Raw genomic sequence first — 22,900 nt, forward strand, 5'->3', positions numbered from 1 at the left:
TCGCTGCCAAGCTGGCGCTGCTCGACAAGCGTCCAGCGGCCGTGCGCCTTGTCCAGCGATGCGAGGCCGATATCGCCACAGGCGATGGACGCGCCGATATCGATCGCCTCCGGATCGAAGGGGCAAGCGACCACGACGCGCAAATCGCCGCGCTGCTCGGCGCTTTCGATGGTGCCGATGGCGGTCACGATACCGGTGAACATGTGTGCAGTATCTCCTGTCAGCGCGTTCGGCTGTAGGCTTGGTAAGTGTCGCTGCCAAGCTGGCGCTGCTCGACAAGCGTCCAGCGGCCGTGCGCCTTGTCCAGCGATGCGAGGCCGATATCGCCCAGCGCGTGTTTGCCTGCGCCGATCATGATGGGTGCGCGGTAGAGTTCGATGCGATCGACGAGGTCCTCGGCGAGAAAACTGGCCGCGACCTGCGCACCGCCCTCGACATAGAGATATTGCACGCCATCCAGCCGGTCGATCTGGCCCGGAGCATTGATGACCTTGACCCCGTCGGGCGGGATACCGCGCGTCAGCAGGATGCGTTGCGGACTGCGGTGTTCCAGTCCGGACAGGCGCACGTCGAGGCGAGGCTTGTCGGCCCGCCAGGTCCCGCCGCCGACCAGGATGGCGTCAGCCAGCGCGCGGCGCGAATGGACATGCGCGCGCGCGGCTTCGCCGGTGATCCACTGGCTCTGCCCGTCGGCCAAGGCGATGCAGCTGTCGAGCGACGTCGCGAGTTTGAGTGTTACGTGTGGCCGGCCCTTGGTGGCGCGGGTGAGATAGCCCGCAAGGCTTGCCTTGGCCTCGGCACTGGGAAAAAGGGTAGCGGCGATACCGGCGGACGACAAACGGGCGATGCCCTCGCTAGCGGTACGCGGGTCGGGATCTTCGACACCGACCACAACTCGCGCAACGCCGGCCTCGATCAGGCGATCCGCGCAGGCCGGCCCGCGCGGCGATCGGTGGGCGCAAGGTTCCAGCGTGACATAGGCCGTCGCACCTCTCGCAGCCTCTCCTGCATGGTCGAGCGCCGCAGCCTCGGCATGCGGTCGGCCGCCTTCCCGCGTCCATCCGCGGCCGACGACGCGGCCGTCCTTGACGAGAACACAGCCGACTGCGGGGTTCGGGCGGCTCAGCGGGCGGCCACGCGATGCCAGCCGCGCTGCCGCCGCCAGCCAGCGTGCGTCATTCGGTTCCGGCTGCAACCGTCTCGCCCGCCTGGTAATATTCCCGCTGGCGCGCTTCGGCTTCCGCCGCTTCGCGCGCATTTTCGACTTCGGCCTCGCGCGCCATCTCATCGACATCGAGCCCGGTCGCGCGGCCCAAGGTCTTGTAAGCCTCGACCTTGCGCTCGAGCAGTTCGGCGCGCTCGGCTTCCCGCGCTTCCTTGCGCCGCTGATTTTCGATGTTGCTGAGACGGATTTCCTCGTCCGTCCGGCCTTCCGCGAAGGTATTGATGAAGGTCACCTTGGGCGGATCGGGCGGGCGCAGATGCGATTCCTGGGACAGCGCAAGAAGCGCGCCGGCCGGGATCATCGCCGACAGCAGCAACAGGGTCCAGCGGAAGGGGCGTGGTTCGCGGACATAGTCCCAGAGGTCGGTGACGCCGGATTTAACGTGGAATCTGCTCTTCAATCGCATGCGGTCAAGATAGGCATGTTTGCTGAACCTTGCCAGTACGCTCAGCCGAAGGCGGCGTAAAGGGTGCGTCCGTGCTGACCGAGCCAGGCGTTCGCATCCTCGATGTTGCCTTCGAACAGCTCGTCCAGCAGCGCGTGGAAGGCGGGCGAATGGTCGAAGTGGACAAGATGCGCGACTTCGTGCGCGACGACGGATCGCCGGACGAAACCGGGCGCTTGCACCAGCCGCCAGTTGAGGCGCAGCACGCCCTCTCTGGAGCAGCTTCCCCAGCGCCGCTTGGCCCGAGTCAGGCGCACGTCGGCGACAGTAAGATCGGCACGGCTGCAGTAGTCCTGCGCGTCTTGGGCAAACAGGCGCTGCGCCTCGGCCTCCAGCCAGCGTTGCAATCTTCTCGTGAGCGTTTCCTGTGGTCCGCCAACACGAACGCCGGTCGTGTCGAGCACGGGTTTGCGGGGATGATCGGCGGACCAGCCGATCCGCACCTCATGACCGCAATATGTGAGCTTCCCTTCGCCGAGTGGATCGCGCCGCTCTGGAACCTTGGCCAGCTGCTCGCCCAGCCAATCGGCGCGCGCATGGGCGAAGGCCAAGGCCTCCACGCTGCGGCACCAGTGCGGCAGGGTGATCCGCACCGCGCTGCCGTCGGGGGCAAGGCGCAGGGTCAGGCGCTTGGCGCGCCGGTTGCGATTGAGTTCGATCGGCAGGACGCGCCCGGCAATCTCGATCTCCGGCTCCAGCGCTTCGCGGCGAAGCCAGTCGATCACGCCGCCTGGTCCTCGTCCTCATCGCCCCAGTCGACGACGTGGTGTTCGAGCGGCCCGGCCTCGGTTTCCGGGATCACGCGACCGGCCACCGACACGCCAGCGCGCACCACATCCTCGCGGTCGCCGCTGATCAGATAATGCCAGGGCCGTAGCGGCTGTCCTTCGGCACGCAGGCGATAGGCGCAGGTCGGCGGCAGCCATTCGACCTTGTCGACGATCCTGAGCGTAAGCTGCAGGCAATCGGGCACGAAGGCCTTGCGCCGCTTGTAGTCCGTGCAGCGCGCGCTCTGGCAGTCGAGCAGCTTGCAAGCCACATTGGTGTGCTCGATCTCGCCCGTATCCTCGTACTCGACCTTGTGCAGGCAACAGCGTCCGCAGCCATCGCACAGCGCCTCCCACTCGGCCTGGTCGAGTTCGGCCAGCGGCCGTTCCCAGAAGCGGTCCCTCAGCGCACCCATTTGTCCAGTTCCGTGGCGACTGCTTCGGCTCCTTCGTCGGTCGGCAGGGTGGCGAGCGGTTCTCCTTCCGGTCCGAAGAGCAGGGTGACATTGGTGTGATTGACCAGATAGCCGCCGGCCTCGGTCTCCTCGCCCTTGGAGAAGCTGGCGGCGAACTGCTGCGCGACGCTCGTCAGCGTTTCCTCGTCACCGGTCGCCCCGATCAGGCGCGGATGGAAATTGTCGGTGAATTCGGTGAGCACCTCCGGCGTGTCGCGTGCCGTATCGACGCCGACGAACAGCGGTTGGATCTGAGCGGCGCGCTCCGGGTGCTGCTCTTCGAACAGCTTGAGGCCTGCCATCGCGCGCTGCACGTCGACCGGGCAGACGTCCGGGCAATAGGTGTAGCCGAAGTAGATCGTGCGGTACTGCCCGTCGAAATCGCTCCAGCTCACCGGATCGCCGTTCTCGCCTGTCAGGGTGAAATCGCCCCCGATGCTGGCACCCTCGAGCGGTGGTGGTTCCGTCGGAGCGCTACTGTCGGAGGAGCATCCGGCAAGGGCGAGGGCGATAGCGATAGATAGGGGATTGCGAGGAAGCATGGCATCCCGGTTCATGGTCTGCTAATTGCCTCTGTTCAAGAGACGACCCCGCATTCGCATGCGGAAAAATCAGGGGTAGACGACGAGATGAAACGGATTGTTCACGCGATCCTGGGCGCGGCGGCGCTGGCGATGGTGGCAGCACCCGCGCAGGCCCAGCGCAAGCGCGAGGGATACGAGTTCCTCGAGGCGGTCAAAGATCGCGACGGTGGCAAGGTGAACGAGCTGCTCGCGCAGCCCGGCAACGTCCTTGTCAATTCGCGCGATATCACCAGCGGAGAGACGGCCCTGCACATCGCAGCGCAGCGCCGCGATGCGGTGTGGATCAAGTTCCTGCTCGGCAAGGGTGCCAATCCCAATCTCGAAACACGCGACGGCGAATCGCCGCTGGAAGTCGCCGTGCAGATCGGCTCGCTGGAAGCGGTCGAAGCACTGCTGGACGGGGGAGCGTCGGCAAATGTCACGAACGCTGCCGGCGAAACGCCGCTCATTTCTGCCGTCCATCGCCGCGATGTGGAGATGATCCGCCTGCTTGTCGACAAGGGGGCGGATCCGCTGCGCACGGATAGCTCGGGCCGCACCGCGAGGGATTATGCCGAGCTCCTCGGCGGACGATCGCAGGTGCTGGCTGCACTCGACGCAGCGATTGCGGAAAAAGGAAAGGCGGCGCCGGTTTATGGCCCCAACTGACGCGAGACTCGATGAAGAGCTACTGGTCGAGGACCTGACGCTCGACGAGCTGCGGCTGGCGCTGGCGCCCGGCATTGCCGATGCGGCAGTGTTCGACGGCTGGACCGATGCTGCGCTGGAGATGGCGGCGGACCAGCTGGGCGCCGATCGCGACGTGGCCCGGCTCGCCTTCAAGGACCACGGCGCGATGGGCATGATCCGCGCATGGATCGAGACGATCGATCGCCAGATGATCCTCGACATGCCAGCGGAAAAGCTGGCCGAGATGAAAATCCGCGAACGCATTCGTAGCCTGGTGCAGTACCGGCTCGACTCTGTGCTTGGCCTGGAAGAATCACTGCGCCGCGCTCTGGCGATCATGGCTATGCCGCAAAACGTACCGACCGCGCTGAAGACCGGCTGGAACAGCGCCGATATCATGTGGCGGCTCGCGGGCGACACTGCGACCGATTACAATCACTATACCAAGCGTGCCATCCTCGCTTCCATCTACGGCGCGACGCTGGCCGTGTTCGTCGAGGACGAGAGCGAGAACAAGGCCGAGACCCGCGCATTTCTGGAACGCCGGATCGACGGCGTCATGAAGTTCGAAAAGGTGAAGGCCAAGTGGCTCAACCCGGATCGCGAGAGCTTTAGCGTCACGCGGTTCCTAGGCCGGCTGCGCTACCCTGCGCGCTAAATCCGGGCCGGCGGAGGCCCGGCAACAGCGACCGCTCGCCCGCAGCGGGTACAGCTTGCTGCACGTCTAGCGAAGACGCAGCCGCGGATGCGGCTGCTCAACGCAAACGCACGCTATTGATAATCGGTTGCAACAAGCGCGCGCTTCTGACAGGGCGCTGCGCATGACTCTCGACGCGTTCGAACATGAGAAATCCGCGCGCATTACCGCGGTGGACTGGGCTGCGCTGGCCGAGGACGAAGGCAAGCGCCTCAAGGCCCTGGGTGTGGACGAGGGAGCGGAAGTCTCCGTGATCCATCGTGGCGTCTTCGGCACGCGCGACCCGCTGGCCATCCGTATCGGCCGCATGACCATCGCACTGCGCCGCGCGCACGCGCTCGCCATCGAGGTGGAGCCCGCATGAGCCGCGACGATCCCATCCGCCACCACAAGGTTGCGCTGGTCGGCAATCCCAATTCGGGCAAGTCGGCACTGTTCAACGCGCTGACCGGCGCGCGGCAGAAGATCGCCAACTATCCCGGCGTCACCGTGGAGCGAAAGGCCGGACGCCTGGCGCTGCCGAATGGCGAAGCGCGCGAGCTGATCGACCTGCCCGGCGCGTACAGCTTCGATGCTGCCAGCCCGGATGAGGAGGTGACCCGGAAGCTCGTCCATGGCGAGTTCGAGGGCGAGGCCGCACCCGATGTGCTGGTGCTGGTGCTCGATGCCGCCAATCTCGAGCAACATCTCGTCTTTGCGCAGGAAGTGCTCGAGCTCGGCCGGCCGACCGTGGTCGCGCTCAACATGGTCGACCTTGCAGAACGCGACGGGCTGACGCTCGATCCGGAGGCGCTTTCCGAAGCGCTCGGCGTGCCGGTAATCCCGACAGTCGCCGTGCGCCGGAAGGGCCTGCCCGAACTGGCGCAGGCCATTGCCGAAGCCGATGCGCATGCCGATGAGGAGGCGCATAGCCGCTGGCACCTGACCCTGCCCGAGCGGCGGCTGGCGGCCAAGCACATGGCAAAAGGCGCGATCCTCTCCAAATCGACGCGCCACACGATCGAGAACGGCATCGACCGCGTGCTGCTCAATCCGTGGATCGGCCCGGTGATCCTGTTCGGCCTGTTGTTCGTGATCTTCCAGGCAGTGTTCGCCTGGGCGACCCCCTTCGCCGATGCGCTGGAGGGCGGGGTGGGCGCTGTCTCCGCGCTCGTCACCGACACCATGCCGGAAGGCTTCGTGCGTGATTTCCTCACCGAGGGCGTGCTCGCGGGTGTGGGGTCGGTGGTCGTCTTCCTGCCGCAGATCGTGATCCTGTTCTTCTTCATCCTGGTGATGGAGGCGAGCGGTTACATGGCGCGGGCGGCCTTCCTGATGGACCGGCTGATGGCGGGCGTGGGCCTGTCGGGCAAAAGCTTCATCCCGCTGCTGTCCAGCTTCGCCTGCGCCATTCCCGGCATCATGGCTACGCGCAGCATTCCCGATGCGAAAGACCGGCTGACGACGATCCTGATCGCGCCGCTGATGACGTGCTCGGCCCGCTTGCCCGTCTATGCGGTGATCATCGCGGCGGTCATCCCGCAGACCAGCATCGGGCCGGGCATCGGGCTTCAGGGACTGGTGTTGTTCGTGCTCTATGTCGCAGGGATCGTGGGCGCGATGGCGGCCGCGCTGGTGCTGCGACGTACGGTCGCGAAGGGCGCGGCGAGCGGCTTCATTATGGAAATGCCGCGCTACCAGCTGCCGCGCCTCAAGGACCTCGCCATCGGGCTGTGGCAGCGCGCTTGGGTGTTCCTGCGGCGCGCAGGCACGATCATCTTCGTGGTGACGATAGCGCTGTGGCTGATGCTGAGCTTTCCCAAGGCCGAGCCCGGCGAGAGCCAGATGGACGCGAGCGTCGCGGGGATGGTGGCGGACGGGCTCCACCCGATCCTCGAACCGATCGGCTTCAACCGCGAGATGAGTCTTGCACTGGTTCCCGCCATGGCTGCGCGCGAAGTCGCTGTTTCCGCGCTAGCCACGACCTATGCCGTGGACGCGGCGGACGAGGAGGTTGCGGCCGAGGGCGTGACCGACAAGATCGCCGCACTGTGGAGCCTGCCGACCGCGCTCGCCTTCCTCGCGTGGTTCGTCTTCGCGCCGCAATGCATCTCGACCATCGCGGTGGCCCGGCGAGAGACTAACGGGTGGAAATGGCCGACCTTCATGCTCGTGTACCTCTTCGCGCTGGCATACGTGTTTGCGGGCCTGACATATTGGGGCGCGGTGGCGCTCGGTCTCTGAGTGTGGGTAAGGCGGTGCGGGGGTGGCAGTTCGCCAACCCATCCGATAGGCCACGTGCAACAGACACGAAGGGACGATTCGATGGCCGGTAGCCTCAACAAAGTCATGCTCATCGGAAACCTCGGGGCCGATCCCGAGATCCGCAGCTTCCAGAACGGCGGCAAGGTCGCGAACCTGCGCATCGCGACCAGCGAGACGTGGAAGGACCGCAACACCGGCGAGCGCCAGGAGCGGACCGAGTGGCACACCGTCGCGATCTTCTCCGAAGGCCTCGTCGGCGTGGTCGAACGCTATCTGCGCAAGGGCTCCAAGGTCTACATCGAAGGCCAGCTGCAGACCCGCAAGTGGCAGGACCAGTCGGGCAACGACCGCTATTCGACCGAAGTCGTCATCCGCGGCCTCGGCGGCACGCTGACCATGCTCGACGGTGCGTCGGGCGGCGGCGGCGGCGGTGGCCAGCGCGGCGGCGGCAATTGGGACCAGGGCGGCGGCGGACAGAGCTCCGGTGGCGGCGACAACTGGCGCAGCGGCGGCGGCTCTTCGGGCGGCAGCTCGGGCGGTTCCGGCGGCGGCTCGAACTACGACGACCTCGACGACGATATTCCGTTCTGAGGGCTTGGTTGCCTTGCGCGGCGTTCTCCGATCTCTTGGAGCATCGCTCTCTACGCCCCGATTAGGTTGTGTCTGAGGCCAATGGGTAGCTTTCTAGCAACCGCGACCATCGCGACCATCGTCGCTGCCACGAGTGTGAATGAAGCCGTGAAGTAAATCGGTTGCTGCTCGAAAAGCGCTGTCCCTTCCAAAACCCCGCGCAAGCGGCTCAGCACGAACATGTGCGAGAGATAGATTGCGTAGCTCGAAAGCCCTAACCACGCGAAAGAGCGCAACTTCAAATATGGCCTCGCATTATAGATCAGCGCGATCACCGCTAGCGATGTAAAAAACGACGAACCCTTGATCTGCGAGACTGCGAGTCCGGTGTTGTCGCCAAGATAGCTTGCCTCCGCCAACGACAGCATAATCCCCAAGCTCACCGCGATTGCTGAGACTACCAATCCCGCTCGGCTCGGTTCGATTCCTTTCTTTCGTAACTCAATGCCGATCAGATAGAATGGCGCCCAAACGAAGAACGGCAAAGCGGAATACGGGAACCGCGACCACACGCTTGCCGTGTCGATCAGGCGGAAATAGTAAGCGAAGGTAAGCGAGGCGGCCGAGAATATCATGATCAAACCGGAGACGCTCCGCATTCGCCAGAACAAGGGCGATAAAAGAGTCAGGCAAAGCAGGACGACCACGAAATAACCGACGCCGATGATGGTGCCGTCGAAGAATGACAACGGTTCGAACGTCTGTCCCCGAATGAGACCCCACGCGGTATAGATCGCACCCCACGACACGTATGGTAGCAGGATACGCACAGAGCGGGAGCGGCGGTAGTCAGGTTTCTTCGGCTCAGAGAACAGGCCCGAGGTGAAGAAGAACACCGCGACCGGCCAATTGATAAACTGGCGAAGGACGACCCCGAACTTGTAGTTGAAGCTCTCGACTGGAAAGCTTGTCGCAGCCGTCGAAACATGGAGCGCGATTACTGCGAGAATTGCGACACCTTTGATTCCGTCCCAGTACGAATCTCTCATCGGGATGGATCGCGCAGCAAATGTGTAATCGTCAGTCTGGCCAATGCAATTGCTAGCTCTCACCACCCTTTAACGCCGCCAACGCCTCCGCCAGCGGCCCGCTCGGCGCTTCTTCTTCATCGCTGACGATCCCCGCAGCCTTGCGCGCGTCGTCCGCTCCAGGTCCTTCGCGGTAGGGGTCGATGGCCAGCGCCAGCGTCTGCGCGATGGCTTCGCCGAGGTCGAAGCTGTCGCCTTCATATTCAATCTCGTCGAGGTCCTCGCTGTCGAGTTCGATTTCCTCGTCGGGCGCGTAGTCCGGCACCGATCCGGCGGGGACGAAGCGCAGGGTCAACGGCTCCTCGACATCGTAGGTCAGCGGCTCGCGCGTCACGGCGCAGGGCTGTTCGATGGTGGCCAGGAGGCGGCCGTTCGCGAGCACCGCGCCATCCTTGGTCTCGAATTCGACATGGGCGTTGAGGGCATCGACCGCCGTCACGCCGAACCTTTCGGCCAGCGCCTCGCGCTCGGCCGTGTCGGCAGTAATCGTCATGGCTTCGGCAGGCAGCGCGCGCGGTTTGACGAGGCGGACGAGTTCGGGCGCGCTCATGCGGCGATTTCCCCCTTGTGCAGCGTCTCGAAACCTGTCCGCTCCAGCCGCGCGTGCAGCGCCGCCATGCGCTGGACAAGCGCCTCGGCCTCGTCGGGCTGAGCCATGGTGACATTGCGCCGCACCGCCTCCACCAGCACCTTGGGATCGCTGCGCAGCCCATCGCGATAGGCGCCGATGCGGCCGTTCATGCTGGCCATCACGGCAGCGAGCTTCTTGCCGACGGTCGGATCGCCGATCCCGGCCTCGCGCAGCTGGCCTTCCATATCCTCGGCGAACAGCTCGGTCAGGCGGGCGCTGGCGTTGCTGCCTTCCTCGCCCGCATCGTCCAGCCGCAGCATCACCAGCGCCAGCACCAGCGTAACCATGTCGTAGCGGCCCTCCAGCGAATCCGCGACGCCGCACATGCGGTACCAGTCGGGATCGCGCGCTTCCTCTACCACGCGGTGCCACAGCGGGCGCCATTCCTCGCGCGGATCGTTGGACAGGCCGAACAGGCGGGCGAAAAAGGACATGCGCATCTCCGTTCAGCGGCAATACAGGCCGCGATCTCCAGTCGCTGATCCCCAAGCGATCGGCAACAGTGACATTGCATGGGCCGATGCTTTGCGACTAAGGCGTTGGCCGAGCATATAGGGACGCACGCCCACGCGGCCAAGCGGACTTGAAGACGGAGATTTGCTGTTCCCATGAACAGGACCAAGATTGTCGGCCTCTGCGCCATTGCCCTTGCCGGTGTAGCTACCGCTGCGTGCCAGCCGATCCGCGAAACGCGCGGCTATATCGTCGATCCGGTACTGACCCAGTCGATCCAGCCGGGCATCGACAACCAGCAGTCGGTCGCCGGCACGCTGGGCCGCCCGACCTTCACCAGTCAGTTCGGCGAGCCGACCTGGTATTACGTGTCGAGCACCACGGGCCGCAAGCCGTTCGTGCGTCCGCGGATCGAACAGCACCAGGTGCTTGCCGTGCGCTTCGACGCGGCGGGCAATGTCGTGGCTGCGGACCGCAGCGGTATCGACCAGGTGGCGTATTTGCGCCCCGATGGCGACGAGACGCCGACGCTGGGCCGGGAGCGCAGCTTCCTCGAAGACCTGTTCGGCAATATCGGCGCGGTCGGTGCGCCGGGCGTTGGCGGCCAGCAGCAGTAATCCTTCCGGCGGCTTGACCCATTCGGCGCGCGCCCCATATCGCGCGGCATGAGTTCACACAGCGAAAGCCACGGCATCGTCCAGTGGCACTCCACCACCATCGTCGGCGTCAAACGCGGCGACCGGATCGTGATTGCCGGGGACGGCCAGGTCTCCATGGGCAACACGGTGATGAAGCCCAATGCCCGCAAGGTCCGCCGCATCGGCGAGGACGGCAAGGTCGTAGCCGGGTTCGCCGGCGCGACCGCCGATGCCTTCACCCTGTTCGAGCGGCTGGAGAAAAAGCTCGAGCAATACAACGGCCAGCTCCTGCGCGCCGCGGTGGAGCTGACCAAGGACTGGCGCACGGACAAGTATTTGCGCAATCTGGAAGCGTTGATGATCGTTGCGGACAAGGAGAACCTTCTCGTCCTCACCGGAAATGGCGATGTGCTCGAACCCGAAGGCGGCATCACCGCGATCGGATCGGGCGGCAATTACGCCCTGGCCGCGGCCAAGGCGATCGCCGAATACGAGGACGATCCCGAGCAGATCGCGCGGAAAGCGATGAAGGTCGCCGCCGACATCTGCGTCTTCACTAATGGCAATGTGACCGTCGAAGAGGTCTGAGAACACAATGGACAATCTGACCCCCAAGGCGATCGTCGCCGCGCTGGACGAGCACATCATCGGCCAGAAGGACGCCAAGCGCGCCGTGGCCGTGGCCCTGCGCAATCGCTGGCGCCGCCAGCGGCTCGATCGCGACCTGCGCGACGAGGTGACGCCCAAGAACATCCTGATGATCGGCCCCACCGGTTGCGGCAAGACCGAGATCAGCCGGCGTCTGGCGCGGCTGGCCGAGGCACCCTTCGTCAAGGTCGAGGCGACCAAGTTCACCGAGGTCGGCTATGTCGGCCGCGACGTCGAACAGATCGCCCGCGACCTGGCCGAAGAAGCTATCCGGCTGGAGAAGGAACGCCGCCGCGAGGCTGTCCGCGAAGCCGCGAGCGAGGCCGCGATGGACCGCCTGCTGACCGCGCTCGTCGGCGACAATGCCAGCGAAGCCACGCGTGAGGCCTTCCGCGCGCGCATCGTCGACAACTCGATGAACGACACGGAAGTCGAGATCGAGGTGAAAGACCAGCCGCAGTCGAACATGGAAATCCCCGGCATGCCCGGCAATGTCGGCATGATCGACCTCTCCGACATGCTCGGCAAGGCGATGGGAAAGTCCAACCTCAAGCGCCGCAAGCTCAAGGTGCCCGATGCGTGGGACCGGCTGGTGGAGGAAGAGGCCGAGAAGCGCATGGACCAGGACGACGTCAACCGCGTCGCGCTGGAAAATGCGGAGACCAATGGCATCGTCTTCCTCGACGAGATCGACAAGATCGCCGTCAGCGACGTGCGCGGCGGTTCGGTGAGCCGCGAAGGTGTGCAGCGCGACCTGTTGCCGCTGATCGAGGGCACCACCGTGGCCACGAAATACGGCCCAATGAAGACCGATCACGTGCTCTTCATCGCCAGCGGCGCGTTCCACGTCGCCAAGCCGAGCGACATGCTGCCCGAACTCCAGGGCCGCCTGCCGATCCGCGTCGAACTGCGCGCGCTGACGGAGGAGGACTTCGTCCGCATCCTCAGGGAAACGCGCGCCAACCTGGTGGATCAATACACCGCGCTGCTCGGCACCGAGAAGGTCGCGCTCGACTTTACCGACGAGGCGATCGCCGAAGTCGCGAAGATCGCCGCACGGGTGAACGAGAGCGTCGAGAACATCGGCGCCCGTCGTTTGCAGACGGTGATGGAGCGGCTGCTCGAAGACATCAGTTTCGAAGCCGAGGAGCATGAGGGCGAGACCGTCATCATCGACGCGGACTATGTGCGCGAGCGGCTCGACGATTTGTCCGGCGATACCGACCTGTCGAAGTATATTCTCTGACGCCGATATCGTGAGCGATTGATTTACCGTCCGCATCGCGCCAGCATGATCATGTGGACGGTAAATCGATTTTAGACATTCGGCGCTAGGGGGCCTGCATGAAGCAGCAAGCCATCGCCCTTGCAGAGCGTGTCGCGCGCGCGGTCGGTTACGACAAGACGCACATCACGCGCACGGTCGCCTATCGCACGATCGATGCATTTCTCGACACCCTGCCGGTGCAGGAGATGGACGTGCTGGAGATCGCGGCGGGCTGGAAATGGCGTGAGCGCGACTGGGGCAGTTACACCGAGATGAACTGGCCCGAATACGACATCTGCGACCATGTGCTCGATCGGCAATTCGATATCTGCATTGCCGATAATGTGTGGGAGCACCTCGTGCGCCCCTATCGCGCGGCCGAGCATGTGCTGCAGATGCTGAAGCCGGGCGGGATTTTCATCAACATCACGCCCTTCATGATCCGCCAGCACGCCGTGCCGGTAGACTGCACGCGCTGGACCGAACTCGGCATGCGCAACTTCCTAGCCGAGGTCGGGTTCGACGAGGCGAGGATCGAAACCGGATCGTGGGGCAATCGCAACGCGGTGAAGGCCAATCTCGACCGCTGGGCGCGGACCGGCTGGCAGCGGCGCTTGAAGAACGAACCGGACTTTCCCGTCACCGTGTGGGCCATAGCCCGCAAACCGGAATGAGCGAGACCCTGCCGGTCGCCATCGCGGTGATGGCGCATAACGAAGAACGGCGGATCGCGCGCTGCCTCGAAAGCCTGCCGCTGGGCGAGGCGGGCTACGACATCCATGTTGTCGTCAACGGGACGACCGATCGCACGGCTCAGATCGCCCGCGGCTACGACAGGGTCACGGTCCACGACTGGGAGCAGGGCGGCAAGTCGCGCAGCTGGAACCGCTTCGTATTCGACGATCCAGCGCCCGCCGGGCGACACTTCGTCTTCGTGGACGGCGACGCCCAGGTCCAGCCGGGTTCGATTGCCGCGCTGGTGGGGCGGCTGGACGATGGGGACGTGAATGCGGCGTCCGCGTTTCCCGGCAATGGTCGCCGCGTCGATGCTTATCGCGAGCAGATGCGGCGCGAGCACGGACTGTTCGGCGATCTCTATGCGCTGTACGGCGATTTCGTTGCCCGCATACGCAAAAAGGACATCCGCCTGCCGAACGATTTGATCGGCGACGATGGCCTGCTCTGCGCTCTCGCCAAAACAGATCTAGACAATGAAGACGACTGGCAGGACGAGCGGGTCGCTACGGTCGAGGGTGCTTCCTTCCTGTGCGATCCCGTACAACTGACACCAAGCGACCTGCTGCTACAGGCACGCCGGATGCGCAATTACAGCCTGCGCCATTTCCAGAACCGGATCGTCAGCGACATCATGCGCGGGCCGGGGCCGACGGCACTGCCGGACCGATTGGCGTCGCTCTACCCGCGCTACCTGCCGCAGTTCCGCCCGCGCCGCGATCCGCGCCTGTGGTGGTTCGACCGGCAGGCGCTTGCCGCAATGGCGCGCGCCGCCGGTTAGCTCGCCCTACGGATGCGGGGCGAGACCGATTTCGACGCCGGTCTTGTCGGTCAGCGCGAATTTATCGACCAGATCGCTGCTCGCCTTGTTGAGGCCGCGCACCTGCACGCTACGCCCGTTCCGGCGCATGCGCTCGACCACCTTGTCGAGCGCGCCAATGGCCGAGATGTCCCAGAAATGCGCCTTGCGCACGTCGATGATGACGTGGTCCGCCGGATCGGGCTGGGTGCTTTCGGGGCCGAGCGCGGCTTCGAACCGCTCCACGCTGGCGTAGAAGATCTGGCCCTTCGCGCGGTAGATCGCCGTATCGCCGTTGCGTTCGCGTACGACCTCGAACATGGTCATCACCTTGTGGGTGAAGAACACGCCCGACAGGATGACGCCCGCCAGTACGCCCAGCGCGAGATTATGCGTCGCGACGACCACCACGACGGTGGCGACCATAACGACGCTCGACTGCCACGGATGCTTGGTAAGGTTGGGAATCGAGTTCCAGCTGAAGGTTCCGATCGAAACCATGATCATGATCGCCACCAGCGCGGGCATCGGCACCTGGCCGACGAGATCGCCGAGCAGGGCGAGCAAGATCAGCAGCGAAAGGCCCGCCGTAAAGGTCGACAACCGGCCACGGCCGCCGCTGGTCACGTTGATGACAGACTGGCCGATCATGGCGCAGCCGCCCATGCCGCCGAACATTGCGGCGACGACATTGGCGACGCCCTGGCCCGCGCTCTCGCGGCGCTTGTCGCTGCCGGTATGCGTCATGTCGTCGACGATCTGCGCGGTGAGCAGGCTTTCCAGAAGGCCGACTGCCGCCATGGTTGCCGAATAGGGCGCGATGATGCGCAATGTTTCCCAAGTCAGCGGGACATCGGGCAGGGCGAAATAGGGCAGGCCTTCGGGCAGCTCGCCCATGTCGGCGACGGTATTGACCGGAGCTTCGATCCAGATGCTGAGCGCGGTCAGGATCACGATGGCCACCAGCGGGCTGGGGACAGCGGTGGTCAGCTTCGGCAGCAGGTAGATCACCGCCAGCGCAGCCGCGACCATGGCATAGGTCATCCAGGTCACGCCGGGATTGCCAAGCGTGAGCTCGGGCAGCTGCGCCATGAAGATCAGGATCGCCAGCGCATTGACGAAGCCGGTGATGACCGAACGGCTGACGAATTGCATCAGCAGGTCGAGCCGCAGCAGCGCCGCGATGCCCTGGAAGATCCCCATCAGGATGGTGGCGGCGAACAGGTATTCGATCCCGTAATCGCGCACCAACGGGACGACGACGACCGCCACCGCGGCAGTCGCGGCGCTGATCATGCCGGGCCGCCCGCCGGTGAAGGCAATCACCATGGCGATGGCGACCGAGGCATAAAGGCCCACACGCGGATCGACACCCGCGATGATCGAAAAGCCAATCGCTTCGGGGATCAGGGCAAGCGCAACGACGAGGCCGGCCAGCATGTCGCCACGGATGTTGGAGTACCAATCGCGCTTGATGGCCGCGAGGTTGGGCATGATGTCAGTCCGTCAGATGTCAGGGGCGGGCGCAAGAAAAAGGGCGCCCGGATGATCGGACGCCCTTTGGCTCATGTTGCAGCGCAGCACAACCCCAGGTGGCTGCACTGGGTAAGGCTAGAGGCTGAAGTCGGTGAGGGTCAGGTCGACCAGCCCGTCGAGCCGGATTACGAAGTCTGCGAGGCCATCGCCATCGATATCGCCTTCGACCACGGTCTCATTACTAGCGACATCCTGTTCGAACCGCAATTCGCCTGCAGTGTTCGAAAACGCGTCGGTTCCAATAAACGCAAAGGCGTCGGATTCGCCATTGTTAACCGGGTCGATTGGGGCCAGATCTATTACGTCCCCTTGGGCCTGCTGGAAGTCTGTAATCCGGTTGCCAGCGGCTTCCAGATCGCCCGCGAAGAAGATGAAAACATCGGCTCCGTCCCCACCAGTCAGAGTATCGACGCCAGCGCCGCCCGAAACAACATCGTTTCCAGCGCCGCCATATACCATGTCGTCCCCAGCTTCGCCGATCAGCTGATCCGCACCATCACCTCCAAACAATACGTCATTGCCTTCACCACCGCCGATCGAATCGGCGCCAGATCCGCCATGGATTGTGTCCCATCCGTTCTCGCCCCACAATTCGTCGTTACCGATGCCGCCATAGATCTCGTCGCCAGCATTGCCGCCGTAAACGATGTCGTTGCCGGAGCCTGCGAAAATGGTGTCCTTTCCGCCGCGGCCGTTGATCGTGTCGTCACCGCCAACCCCGTAAAGCGTGTTGGCGTAGGAGTTGCCGGTAATCTCGTTGGCCATGGCGTTTCCGAAGCCGTCGGAGCTTTCCCAGCCGGCAAGGATCAGATTTTCGACATTGGCCCCCAGTCGGGCGAACGACATGACCGACTGCACCGTATCGATGCCTTCTCCGGCGTTTTCGATCACGACGTCGCCGGGATCGACCAGGCGATAGAAATCATCGCCGCTGCCACCGCGCATCGTATCATTGCCGAAACCGCCATCCAGCATGTCGTTATCGGCTCCGCCATCGAGAATATCGTCGCCGTTGCCGCCGTAGAGCGCGTCCGCGCCGCCGTTCCCGGTCAGCGTATCGGTTCCAGCAAGGCCGCGGAACGTGTCGGCAAAGTCGCTTCCGAGGATGGCATTGTCGAATTCATCGCCATCCTGGGTGCGGCCGGGTATGTTGGAGGGGGACAGATTGAGGTCTTCATTGCCTGCCCGGACGCCGGGATAATACTCCACCCCGGTCATGGTACGACCGCGCAGGTCCGGAAGTGCGAAAGTCGTCCTTCCGTCGCCGCCATATGTTGTGCCCAGAAGGCTGAAGAGCGCCTGGTTCTGCGCAATGCTCAGCAACTGCCCGCTCGCTGCCACCCAGCCGTCGGGGATATCCGTGCCGGCATAGTAGATCATCTGCCCAAGGAACGGGACGTCCCCCTCGAGGCCATCGGCCTTCCCGATATCCTCCATGTTTCGCGAGGGAAAGATACCGGTCATGCAGATCAGTACCTGCATGACCACGCCTGGCTGCATGTTATCGGCCGATGCCCCGTTCCCTCCGACATAGGTCGGGAGGTTAATATCATCGAGCCGGATCGAGTCGCTTCCGACGAGATCCCCCACATCCCGCGCGGTGAGCCCCGGTCCCTGACCCGCGCCAACGATGTTCCGTCCTGTCAGGTCGGGGATATTGAAGGTGGTTACACCGTCTCCGCCATATGTGGTGCCGATCGCGGCGAAAAGCTCGGGATAGTCGGCGATGGCCAGTTCGCGGCCATCGCAGATCATGGCGCCATTGGGATCGAAATTGCCGATGAAACCATGGACCGATCCGGCGATATTGGCGCCCGTCCCGCTACCCGCATGGATAACATAGTTCAGCGCGAGACTGGTTTCGTAATTCGAAATCTCCATACCCCCACCGCCGAATGACGTAGGAAGGTTGGCTTCGGTGATCGAGAAGGTATCGCTTCCATGATACGAACCAGCTCCGAAAGAGGTTGTCCCGTTAAATCCTGCCCCGATCGCCACATGCCCATCGAGGTCGGGAAGGGCGAAGGTCGTCCAGCCGTCTCCACCGAAAGTGGTGCCGACGATGGAAAAGAGCGCGGTGTTTTGCGAGATGGGCAGGAGCTGGCCGCTGGCAAATGCCGTCTCGCGTGGAGCGAAATTTCCGGCGAACTGGAGGACATAACCCAATGAAATTTCGCCGCCCGAGCCTCCATCACGTGAGGGATATAAGCCGTACAGGTTGATGAGTTGGTTGACCGACAGATACGGCTGAACGTTGGAAACCGGATTGGCTACCTCGGCAGCATGCGTTTTTTTCGACGCATCTGCAAACTCGCTCTCTGATGAACCGAAACCATTGCTGTCCCACGCACGCAGCATGGAAGCGTCGTATTTTGAATGCATGATTCAACCCCACTTTACCCCGCGGCATTCGATCCCGTATCGGCCGCGCGCGGGTCGCACTATATACGGGTCCAATTCTGCTGCAACGTGATAAAAATCGTGCATTGTCCATCATTGTTCGATTTTCGGAGCCGAAACTTGCGGGTCGTAATTCCAGCATAGAATCATTTGGTTTCGACGTGCGATCGGGTGCGTCTTGTGGCGTAGGGCAACGGGTAGTCGGGTAAGGATTGGTCCTGCGGGCCATGTTGCAGGACAAGGCGTGACATGTTCGGCGTTGCGGATCTTTGGAGGCCAACGCTGTCGTCCGTTCACAGGCTAGGGCGGTTGTCCTATTGGCCGATCGCGTCCAAGGTGTTCGAACGTTTTGCGTAATCGAGACGAGGGGTCCGTTTAATGTTCCGTCACATCCTTGCCGCCGGTGCGGCTTCGCTTGCCATCATTGCCGCGGCGCCTGCCGTTGCCGACGATCACATTGCCGACAGCACCGGAGCGGTCGTCGCCCCCGAAATCGAGTACGAGCGCTGGACGCTCGACAACGGGCTTCAGGTCATCGCCATCCCGGACGCCTCGACTGGCACGGTGACGACATCGATGTGGTACGAGGTAGGCTCCAAGTCCGACCCCGAGGGGCGTGGCGGTTTCGCGCATCTGTTCGAGCATATCCTCAGCCGCAAGACGCTGAACATGCCGTACAACCTCATCTACGGCCTCACCGCCGATGTCGGCGGCACGCGCAATGCGACGACCAATGCCGATCGCACGAATTATTTCGAGATCGTCCCGGCCGAGTATCTCGAGGCGATGCTCTGGACCCACCGCGAGCGGATGGCCTTTCCCGTGATCGATCAGGACGTGTTCGACAAGGAACGCGACGTGGTGAAGGAAGAATTGCGCCAGCGCGTGCTTGCGCCGCCCTATGGCCGCTTCGGCAGCTTCGTCATTCCCGAAGCCGCCTATGACGTCTCGCCCTATCGCCGCCCGACCATCGGCAGCATCGAGCAGCTCGAGTCTGCCGAACTCGACGATGCGCGCGCTTTCCACCAGGCCTATTACGGACCGGACACCGCCACGCTGATCGTGGCCGGCAATTTCGAAGTTGCCGACCTGCGCAGCCTGGTCGACGAATATTTCGCCGACATTCCGCGCCGCGAGAACCCGGTGGAGATCGCCTTCGACCTCGATATCCCCGAACGGACCGAACCGCGCAGCATCACCGCAACTGCGCCCAATGTCCCGTTGCCGCTGGTCGGCACTGTGTGGAAGCTGCCCGCAATCACCCATCCCGATGCGCCCGCGCTGCAGGTGCTCGACGCGATCATGTCGCGCGGCGATAACAGCCGCATGGCCGCGGCCCTCGTCCGCAGTGGCAAGGCCGTGCAAGCGATCCACCAGGTCGGCATGCAGGAAGAGGGCGGGGTGCTGGCGCAGTTCGCCGTCATCAATCCGCAGGCCAATGTCGACGAAGTGCGCGGCATTCTCGTCGCCGAGCGTGAGCGGATCAAATCCGAAGGCGTGACCGAGGCGGAAGTCGCCGAAGCGAAGAACGAACTTCTCGCCAGCGCCCTGCGGTCGCGAGAAACCGCACGCGGCCGGGCCTTCGAGCTCGGTGAAGCGCTCCTGACGACGGGCGATCCCTCCTTCCCGGACAAGCGGCTTGCCGCGATCGCGGCGGTGACGGCCGCCGATGTCCAGCGCGTGGCGCAGACCTACTACAATCCGAATGCGCGGACCGACATCGTCTATACGGCGGGCGAGGACGATCCTTCGGCCTATGCCAATCCCTATCCGATGCCGACCTTCAAGACCCTGCCCGACGCGGTGGGTGAGCCGCTGTCGGTCGCTGCCGAAGACGTGCGCGAGACCGTGCCCGGTCCCGGCCAGCGCCCGCAACTCGAAGCCGCGCGGATCGTCGAGCAGACCTTGTCCAACGGCATCGAAGTGGTTGCTGCCCAGACCGGCGACGTACCGCTGGCGACGATGACGGTGCTCGTTCCGGGCGGTTCGATCAGCGACGAGCGCGCCAAGGCCGGCGTGGCCCAGCTGACCGCGCAATTGGCCGACAAGGGCGCGGGCGGTCTCGATGAAACCGAAATCGCGCGCCGCCTCGAAAGCCTCGGGGCGAGCTTCGGCGCGACTGCCGGATCGAAGGGCGCCTATTTCAGCTTGACGGCGCCGGTCGCCAATATGGAGGAGGCGGGCAAGGTGCTCGCAACCATCCTGACCTCGGCAGATTATCCGCAGGCCGCCTTCGAGCGCGAGCGCAAGCGGGCGATCGACGGGCTGGCGGCTACGCTGAAGGACCCGGGCGGTATCGCGAGCATGGCAGTGCGGCCTGTGCTCTATGGCGACTCGCCCTTCGGCACGCTGCCGGGTGGCACGCAGGAGAGCCTGGCGCAGATCACGCGCGAGGATCTGGTCGAGCATCGCCGCACATACTGGCATCCGGCACGCGCACAGGTGATCGTCAGCGGCGGAATCGCTCCCGAACGGGCGATCGAGCTGACGCAGACCCTGCTTGGCGACTGGCAGGGCGTGGGCGAACCGCCGGTCGAGATCGCCAATCCCACCGGCGAGGCGCAGCCCGTCCGCACAGTCGTGATCGATATGCCCGACGCTGGGCAGGCCGCGGTATATGCCGGCATGCGTGCGCCATCGCGGACCGACGGCAATTACTACGCAGCGGAGCTCGCGAACGCGATCCTCGGCGGCGGGTCCAGCGGACGCCTGTTCGAGGAGGTCCGCACGAAGCGCTCGATCAGCTACGGCGCCTATAGCGGCGTCGGGTCGGACACGCTGGTCGCTTCTGCGCAGACCCAGAACTCGACCGCCGACGAGGTGGTGCAGGTCTTCCTCGACGAATTCGACCGGCTGGGCGACGAAGCGATCGCGCAGGAGTTGCTCGACAAGCGTCGGCTCTACCTCGGCGGCAATTACGCCCGCTCGCTGGAAAGTTCGTCGGGCTTCAACAGCATCGTTGCAGGCCTGCTGTTCGACGGACTCGAGCCCGGTGAAGCTGCGCGCTATGCGGACCGCCTTGCAGCGGTCTCGCCCGAAGCCGCCACGCAGGTTGCAGCGGATTATGTGGGCTCGGAGAAGGCGACCATCCTCATCGTCGGCAATGCGGCCGAGTTCCTCGACGATCTCAAGGCAATCCGCCCCGATGTCGAAGTGGTCGATGCCGATGCGCTGGATCTTTCGACCAGCGCGCTGGTGGCGGCTGCCGCTACGGGCGACTGATCAGACGGGCTCTACCGCCTGGCGGTCTTCCGCCTGGCGGGCCCACATGTCGGCGTAGAGGCCGCCTGCGCGCAGCAGCTCGCCATGCGTCCCGCTTTCGGCGAGCCGTCCCTGGTCGAGCACGAGGATGCGGTCTGCATCGGCGATCGTCGACAGGCGGTGCGCGATGGCCAGCGTCGTGCGGTGCTCCGATACGCGGCGTAACGTCTGCAGGATTTCCTGTTCGGTACGGCTGTCGAGGGCGCTGGTCGCCTCGTCCAGCAGCAGGATCGGCGGATCCTTTACCAGCGTGCGAGCGATAGCGACCCGCTGCTTCTCGCCGCCAGAAAGCTTAAGCCCGCGCTCGCCGACCTCGGTGTCGAAGCCGTCAGGCAGTCGCTCGATGAACGGAAGGATCGCCGCCGACCGCGCCGCGCCGACGATATCGTGATGCTCCGCTTCGCGGCGGCCATAGGCGATGTTGTAGCCGATCGAGTCATTGAACAGCACGCTGTCCTGCGGGACGATGCCGATGTTTTCGCGCAGCGATGCCTGCGTGACCTGCGCGATGTCCTGCCCGTCGATCAGGATGCGGCCCGATTGCGGATCGTAGAAGCGGAACAGCAGCCGCCCGATCGTGCTCTTGCCTGCGCCCGAAGGTCCGACGATGGCCACATGGCTGCCCGCCGGCACCTCTAAGCTGAGGCCGTGAAGGATCGTGCGGTCCTTCTCGTAGCCGAACACGACATTCTCGAAAGCGACAGTCGGCCGGTTCACGATGAGCGCGGGCGCGCCGGGCACGTCCTCGACCTCGACTTCGCTGTCGATCAGGCGGAACATCGCGGCCATGTCGATGATGCCCTGCCGGATCGTGCGATAGACCCAGCCGAGCATATCGAGCGGGCGGAAGAGCTGCATGAGGTAGGTGTTGACCAGCACCAGGTCGCCGGTGGTCAGCTCGCCCCGGCTCCACCCCCAGACGGTGAAGGCCATGGCGCCGCCCATCAGCAGGTTCATGATCAGCGCCTGCGTGATGTTGAGCAGGCCGAGCGAGTTCTCGCTCTTCACCGCTGCCTCGGCATAGGCATGCGCGGCGCGACCATAGCGCTCGCGCTCGCGGCCTTCCGCGCCGAAGTATTTCACCGTCTCGTAATTCAGCAGGCTATCGACCGCGCGGGCCAGCGCCTGCCCGTCGAGATCGTTCATCTGCCGGCGCAGCTTGGTGCGCCATTCGGTAATCCAGCGCGTGATGGCGATATAGGCGACCACGGTCGCGCCGGTCGCGGCGACCAGCTCCCAGCCGAAATTGATGTAGAAGATCACGCCCACTGCGATCAGCTCGAGGATCGTCGGGGCGATGTTGAACAGCAGGAAATAGAGCATGGAATCGATGCTCTTCGTGCCGCGCTCGATCGTCTTGGTGACTTCGCCTGTCCGCCGCGAGAGATGGAAGCGCAGGCTCAGCTGATGCAGGCGAGCGAAGGTGTCTTCGGCGAGATTGCGCGTCGCTTCCTGCCCGACCCGCTCGAAAGTGATGTTGCGAAGATTGTCGAATGCCACGCCGGCGAAGCGGCCCGCCGCATAGGCGATCACGAAGGCCAGCGCGACCATCGCCGCTTCGTTCGCGGGTGTGGTCATCGCATCGACGGCGCGCTTGTAGGCGAAGGGCAGGGCGAGGGTGGTCGCCTTCGCCAGCAGCACGAACATCATCGCGCCGACGATGCGGCGCTTCAGCTTCGGATTGCCCTCCGGCCAGAGATAGGGGAGGAAGCGGCGGATCGTCGCCCAGCTCTCGGCATCGTCGCGCTGGTCGGAAGTGGCGGTATCGGGGGGCATTGCCGCGCCCAT

22 protein-coding genes and 1 pseudogene are annotated in these 22,900 nt (G+C 64.3%); 11 read left to right on the top strand and 12 right to left on the bottom strand.

Going from position 1 to position 22,900, the window contains the following annotated elements; translation table 11 throughout:
- The 6 genes and pseudogenes from P8R33_RS05215 to P8R33_RS05240 form a co-directional block, all read right to left on the bottom strand.
- A pseudogene (locus P8R33_RS05215) lies at positions 1-203 on the bottom strand (hypothetical protein); the annotation flags it as partial.
- Between the two features lie 17 nt (positions 204-220).
- Positions 221-1,195 (bottom strand): bifunctional diaminohydroxyphosphoribosylaminopyrimidine deaminase/5-amino-6-(5-phosphoribosylamino)uracil reductase RibD, encoded by a 975-nt coding sequence (gene ribD, locus P8R33_RS05220; protein WP_278327946.1) that lies wholly within the window; start codon positions 1,193-1,195, stop codon positions 221-223.
- The gene (locus tag P8R33_RS05225; RefSeq protein ID WP_278327947.1) at positions 1,176-1,631 is read right to left on the bottom strand and encodes a hypothetical protein; all 456 of its coding nucleotides are present in this window, start codon (positions 1,629-1,631) and stop codon (positions 1,176-1,178) included. Before P8R33_RS05225 ends, ribD begins: the two co-directional genes overlap by 20 nt.
- Positions 1,632-1,672: 41 nt before the next feature.
- Entirely contained in the window at positions 1,673-2,395 is a 723-nt protein-coding gene (locus P8R33_RS05230; protein ID WP_278327948.1) for a M48 family metallopeptidase, read from the bottom strand.
- A complete protein-coding gene (locus P8R33_RS05235; RefSeq protein ID WP_278327949.1) occupies positions 2,392-2,853 on the bottom strand; it encodes a YcgN family cysteine cluster protein in 462 nt (153 codons plus the stop codon). Before P8R33_RS05235 ends, P8R33_RS05230 begins: the two co-directional genes overlap by 4 nt.
- Positions 2,841-3,434, bottom strand: coding sequence for an SCO family protein (locus tag P8R33_RS05240; RefSeq protein ID WP_278327950.1), 594 nt, complete (start codon positions 3,432-3,434; stop codon positions 2,841-2,843). Before P8R33_RS05240 ends, P8R33_RS05235 begins: the two co-directional genes overlap by 13 nt.
- A gap of 87 nt (positions 3,435-3,521) precedes the next feature.
- On the opposite strand from P8R33_RS05240, the gene P8R33_RS05245 reads away from it, so the two are divergent.
- The 5 genes from P8R33_RS05245 (at position 3,522) to ssb (ending at position 7,677) form a co-directional block, all read left to right on the top strand.
- Positions 3,522-4,124, top strand: coding sequence for an ankyrin repeat domain-containing protein (locus tag P8R33_RS05245; protein WP_278327951.1), 603 nt, complete (start codon positions 3,522-3,524; stop codon positions 4,122-4,124).
- Entirely contained in the window at positions 4,111-4,803 is a 693-nt protein-coding gene (locus P8R33_RS05250; RefSeq protein WP_278327952.1) for a COQ9 family protein, read from the top strand. Before P8R33_RS05245 ends, P8R33_RS05250 begins: the two co-directional genes overlap by 14 nt.
- A 163-nt stretch (positions 4,804-4,966) precedes the next feature.
- The gene (locus P8R33_RS05255) at positions 4,967-5,206 is read left to right on the top strand and encodes a FeoA family protein (RefSeq protein ID WP_278327953.1); all 240 of its coding nucleotides are present in this window, start codon (positions 4,967-4,969) and stop codon (positions 5,204-5,206) included.
- Complete coding sequence (gene feoB, locus P8R33_RS05260; protein ID WP_278327954.1) at positions 5,203-7,065, top strand: ferrous iron transporter B; 1,863 nt, start codon at positions 5,203-5,205, stop codon at positions 7,063-7,065. Before P8R33_RS05255 ends, feoB begins: the two co-directional genes overlap by 4 nt.
- Positions 7,066-7,146: 81 nt before the next feature.
- Positions 7,147-7,677, top strand: a complete 531-nt coding sequence (ssb, locus tag P8R33_RS05265; protein WP_278327955.1) for a single-stranded DNA-binding protein — start codon at positions 7,147-7,149, stop codon at positions 7,675-7,677.
- A 50-nt stretch (positions 7,678-7,727) separates the two neighbouring features.
- Here the strand turns inward: ssb and P8R33_RS05270 are convergent, their stop codons facing one another.
- Genes P8R33_RS05270 through P8R33_RS05280 form a run of 3 tightly spaced genes read right to left on the bottom strand, consistent with a single transcriptional unit; the run spans position 7,728 to position 9,809 of the window.
- Positions 7,728-8,705 carry an acyltransferase family protein gene (locus tag P8R33_RS05270; protein WP_278327956.1) on the bottom strand — a complete coding sequence of 326 codons (978 nt, stop codon included), beginning with the start codon at positions 8,703-8,705 and terminating at the stop codon, positions 7,728-7,730.
- 52 nt (positions 8,706-8,757) lie between these two features.
- Entirely contained in the window at positions 8,758-9,294 is a 537-nt protein-coding gene (locus tag P8R33_RS05275) for a YceD family protein (protein ID WP_278327957.1), read from the bottom strand.
- Complete coding sequence (locus tag P8R33_RS05280; RefSeq protein ID WP_278327958.1) at positions 9,291-9,809, bottom strand: ubiquinol-cytochrome C chaperone family protein; 519 nt, start codon at positions 9,807-9,809, stop codon at positions 9,291-9,293. The genes P8R33_RS05275 and P8R33_RS05280 overlap by 4 nt, the downstream gene beginning before the upstream one ends.
- Before the next feature lie 174 nt (positions 9,810-9,983).
- On the opposite strand from P8R33_RS05280, the gene P8R33_RS05285 reads away from it, so the two are divergent.
- The 5 genes from P8R33_RS05285 (at position 9,984) to P8R33_RS05305 (ending at position 13,897) form a co-directional block, all read left to right on the top strand.
- Positions 9,984-10,445: an outer membrane protein assembly factor BamE gene (locus P8R33_RS05285; RefSeq protein ID WP_278327959.1), complete on the top strand. Its 462-nt coding sequence runs from the start codon at positions 9,984-9,986 to the stop codon at positions 10,443-10,445.
- A 48-nt stretch (positions 10,446-10,493) separates the two neighbouring features.
- The gene (gene hslV, locus P8R33_RS05290) at positions 10,494-11,054 is read left to right on the top strand and encodes an ATP-dependent protease subunit HslV (RefSeq protein WP_278327960.1); all 561 of its coding nucleotides are present in this window, start codon (positions 10,494-10,496) and stop codon (positions 11,052-11,054) included.
- 7 nt (positions 11,055-11,061) lie between these two features.
- Positions 11,062-12,360 (top strand): ATP-dependent protease ATPase subunit HslU, encoded by a 1,299-nt coding sequence (hslU, locus tag P8R33_RS05295; protein ID WP_278327961.1) that lies wholly within the window; start codon positions 11,062-11,064, stop codon positions 12,358-12,360.
- Between the two features lie 98 nt (positions 12,361-12,458).
- Positions 12,459-13,055 carry a methyltransferase domain-containing protein gene (locus P8R33_RS05300; RefSeq protein ID WP_278327962.1) on the top strand — a complete coding sequence of 199 codons (597 nt, stop codon included), beginning with the start codon at positions 12,459-12,461 and terminating at the stop codon, positions 13,053-13,055.
- A complete protein-coding gene (locus tag P8R33_RS05305) occupies positions 13,052-13,897 on the top strand; it encodes a glycosyltransferase family A protein (protein WP_347569032.1) in 846 nt (281 codons plus the stop codon). The genes P8R33_RS05300 and P8R33_RS05305 overlap by 4 nt, the downstream gene beginning before the upstream one ends.
- A 6-nt stretch (positions 13,898-13,903) precedes the next feature.
- On the opposite strand, the gene P8R33_RS05310 is transcribed toward P8R33_RS05305, so the two are convergent.
- Together P8R33_RS05310 and P8R33_RS05315 are read right to left on the bottom strand one after the other, a co-directional pair.
- The gene (locus tag P8R33_RS05310) at positions 13,904-15,409 is read right to left on the bottom strand and encodes a SulP family inorganic anion transporter (RefSeq protein WP_278327963.1); all 1,506 of its coding nucleotides are present in this window, start codon (positions 15,407-15,409) and stop codon (positions 13,904-13,906) included.
- Between the two features lie 117 nt (positions 15,410-15,526).
- Positions 15,527-17,833 (bottom strand): tail fiber protein, encoded by a 2,307-nt coding sequence (locus tag P8R33_RS05315; RefSeq protein ID WP_278327964.1) that lies wholly within the window; start codon positions 17,831-17,833, stop codon positions 15,527-15,529.
- Between the two features lie 396 nt (positions 17,834-18,229).
- On the opposite strand from P8R33_RS05315, the gene P8R33_RS05320 reads away from it, so the two are divergent.
- Positions 18,230-21,073, top strand: coding sequence for a M16 family metallopeptidase (locus P8R33_RS05320; RefSeq protein ID WP_278327965.1), 2,844 nt, complete (start codon positions 18,230-18,232; stop codon positions 21,071-21,073).
- Here the strand turns inward: P8R33_RS05320 and P8R33_RS05325 are convergent, their stop codons facing one another.
- Complete coding sequence (locus P8R33_RS05325) at positions 21,074-22,888, bottom strand: ABCB family ABC transporter ATP-binding protein/permease (protein ID WP_278327966.1); 1,815 nt, start codon at positions 22,886-22,888, stop codon at positions 21,074-21,076.
- Between the last annotated feature and the right edge of the window lie 12 nt (positions 22,889-22,900).

It is taken from the genome of Qipengyuania flavescens, assembly GCF_029688735.1.
GTDB lineage: Bacteria > Pseudomonadota > Alphaproteobacteria > Sphingomonadales > Sphingomonadaceae > Qipengyuania.

Coding starts and splice junctions, on each gene's coding strand:
- P8R33_RS05225 (WP_278327947.1), bottom strand. CDS start 1,631: ATGCGATTGAAGAGCAGATTCCACGTTAAATCCGGCGTCACCGACCTC.
- P8R33_RS05235 (WP_278327949.1), bottom strand. CDS start 2,853: ATGGGTGCGCTGAGGGACCGCTTCTGGGAACGGCCGCTGGCCGAACTC.
- P8R33_RS05240 (WP_278327950.1), bottom strand. CDS start 3,434: ATGCTTCCTCGCAATCCCCTATCTATCGCTATCGCCCTCGCCCTTGCC.
- P8R33_RS05245 (WP_278327951.1), top strand. CDS start 3,522: ATGAAACGGATTGTTCACGCGATCCTGGGCGCGGCGGCGCTGGCGATG.
- P8R33_RS05250 (WP_278327952.1), top strand. CDS start 4,111: ATGGCCCCAACTGACGCGAGACTCGATGAAGAGCTACTGGTCGAGGAC.
- P8R33_RS05255 (WP_278327953.1), top strand. CDS start 4,967: ATGACTCTCGACGCGTTCGAACATGAGAAATCCGCGCGCATTACCGCG.
- feoB (WP_278327954.1), top strand. CDS start 5,203: ATGAGCCGCGACGATCCCATCCGCCACCACAAGGTTGCGCTGGTCGGC.
- ssb (WP_278327955.1), top strand. CDS start 7,147: ATGGCCGGTAGCCTCAACAAAGTCATGCTCATCGGAAACCTCGGGGCC.
- P8R33_RS05270 (WP_278327956.1), bottom strand. CDS start 8,705: ATGAGAGATTCGTACTGGGACGGAATCAAAGGTGTCGCAATTCTCGCA.
- P8R33_RS05275 (WP_278327957.1), bottom strand. CDS start 9,294: ATGAGCGCGCCCGAACTCGTCCGCCTCGTCAAACCGCGCGCGCTGCCT.
- P8R33_RS05280 (WP_278327958.1), bottom strand. CDS start 9,809: ATGTCCTTTTTCGCCCGCCTGTTCGGCCTGTCCAACGATCCGCGCGAG.
- P8R33_RS05285 (WP_278327959.1), top strand. CDS start 9,984: ATGAACAGGACCAAGATTGTCGGCCTCTGCGCCATTGCCCTTGCCGGT.
- hslV (WP_278327960.1), top strand. CDS start 10,494: ATGAGTTCACACAGCGAAAGCCACGGCATCGTCCAGTGGCACTCCACC.
- hslU (WP_278327961.1), top strand. CDS start 11,062: ATGGACAATCTGACCCCCAAGGCGATCGTCGCCGCGCTGGACGAGCAC.
- P8R33_RS05300 (WP_278327962.1), top strand. CDS start 12,459: ATGAAGCAGCAAGCCATCGCCCTTGCAGAGCGTGTCGCGCGCGCGGTC.
- P8R33_RS05305 (WP_347569032.1), top strand. CDS start 13,052: ATGAGCGAGACCCTGCCGGTCGCCATCGCGGTGATGGCGCATAACGAA.
- P8R33_RS05310 (WP_278327963.1), bottom strand. CDS start 15,409: ATGCCCAACCTCGCGGCCATCAAGCGCGATTGGTACTCCAACATCCGT.
- P8R33_RS05315 (WP_278327964.1), bottom strand. CDS start 17,833: ATGCATTCAAAATACGACGCTTCCATGCTGCGTGCGTGGGACAGCAAT.
- P8R33_RS05320 (WP_278327965.1), top strand. CDS start 18,230: ATGTTCCGTCACATCCTTGCCGCCGGTGCGGCTTCGCTTGCCATCATT.
- P8R33_RS05325 (WP_278327966.1), bottom strand. CDS start 22,888: ATGCCCCCCGATACCGCCACTTCCGACCAGCGCGACGATGCCGAGAGC.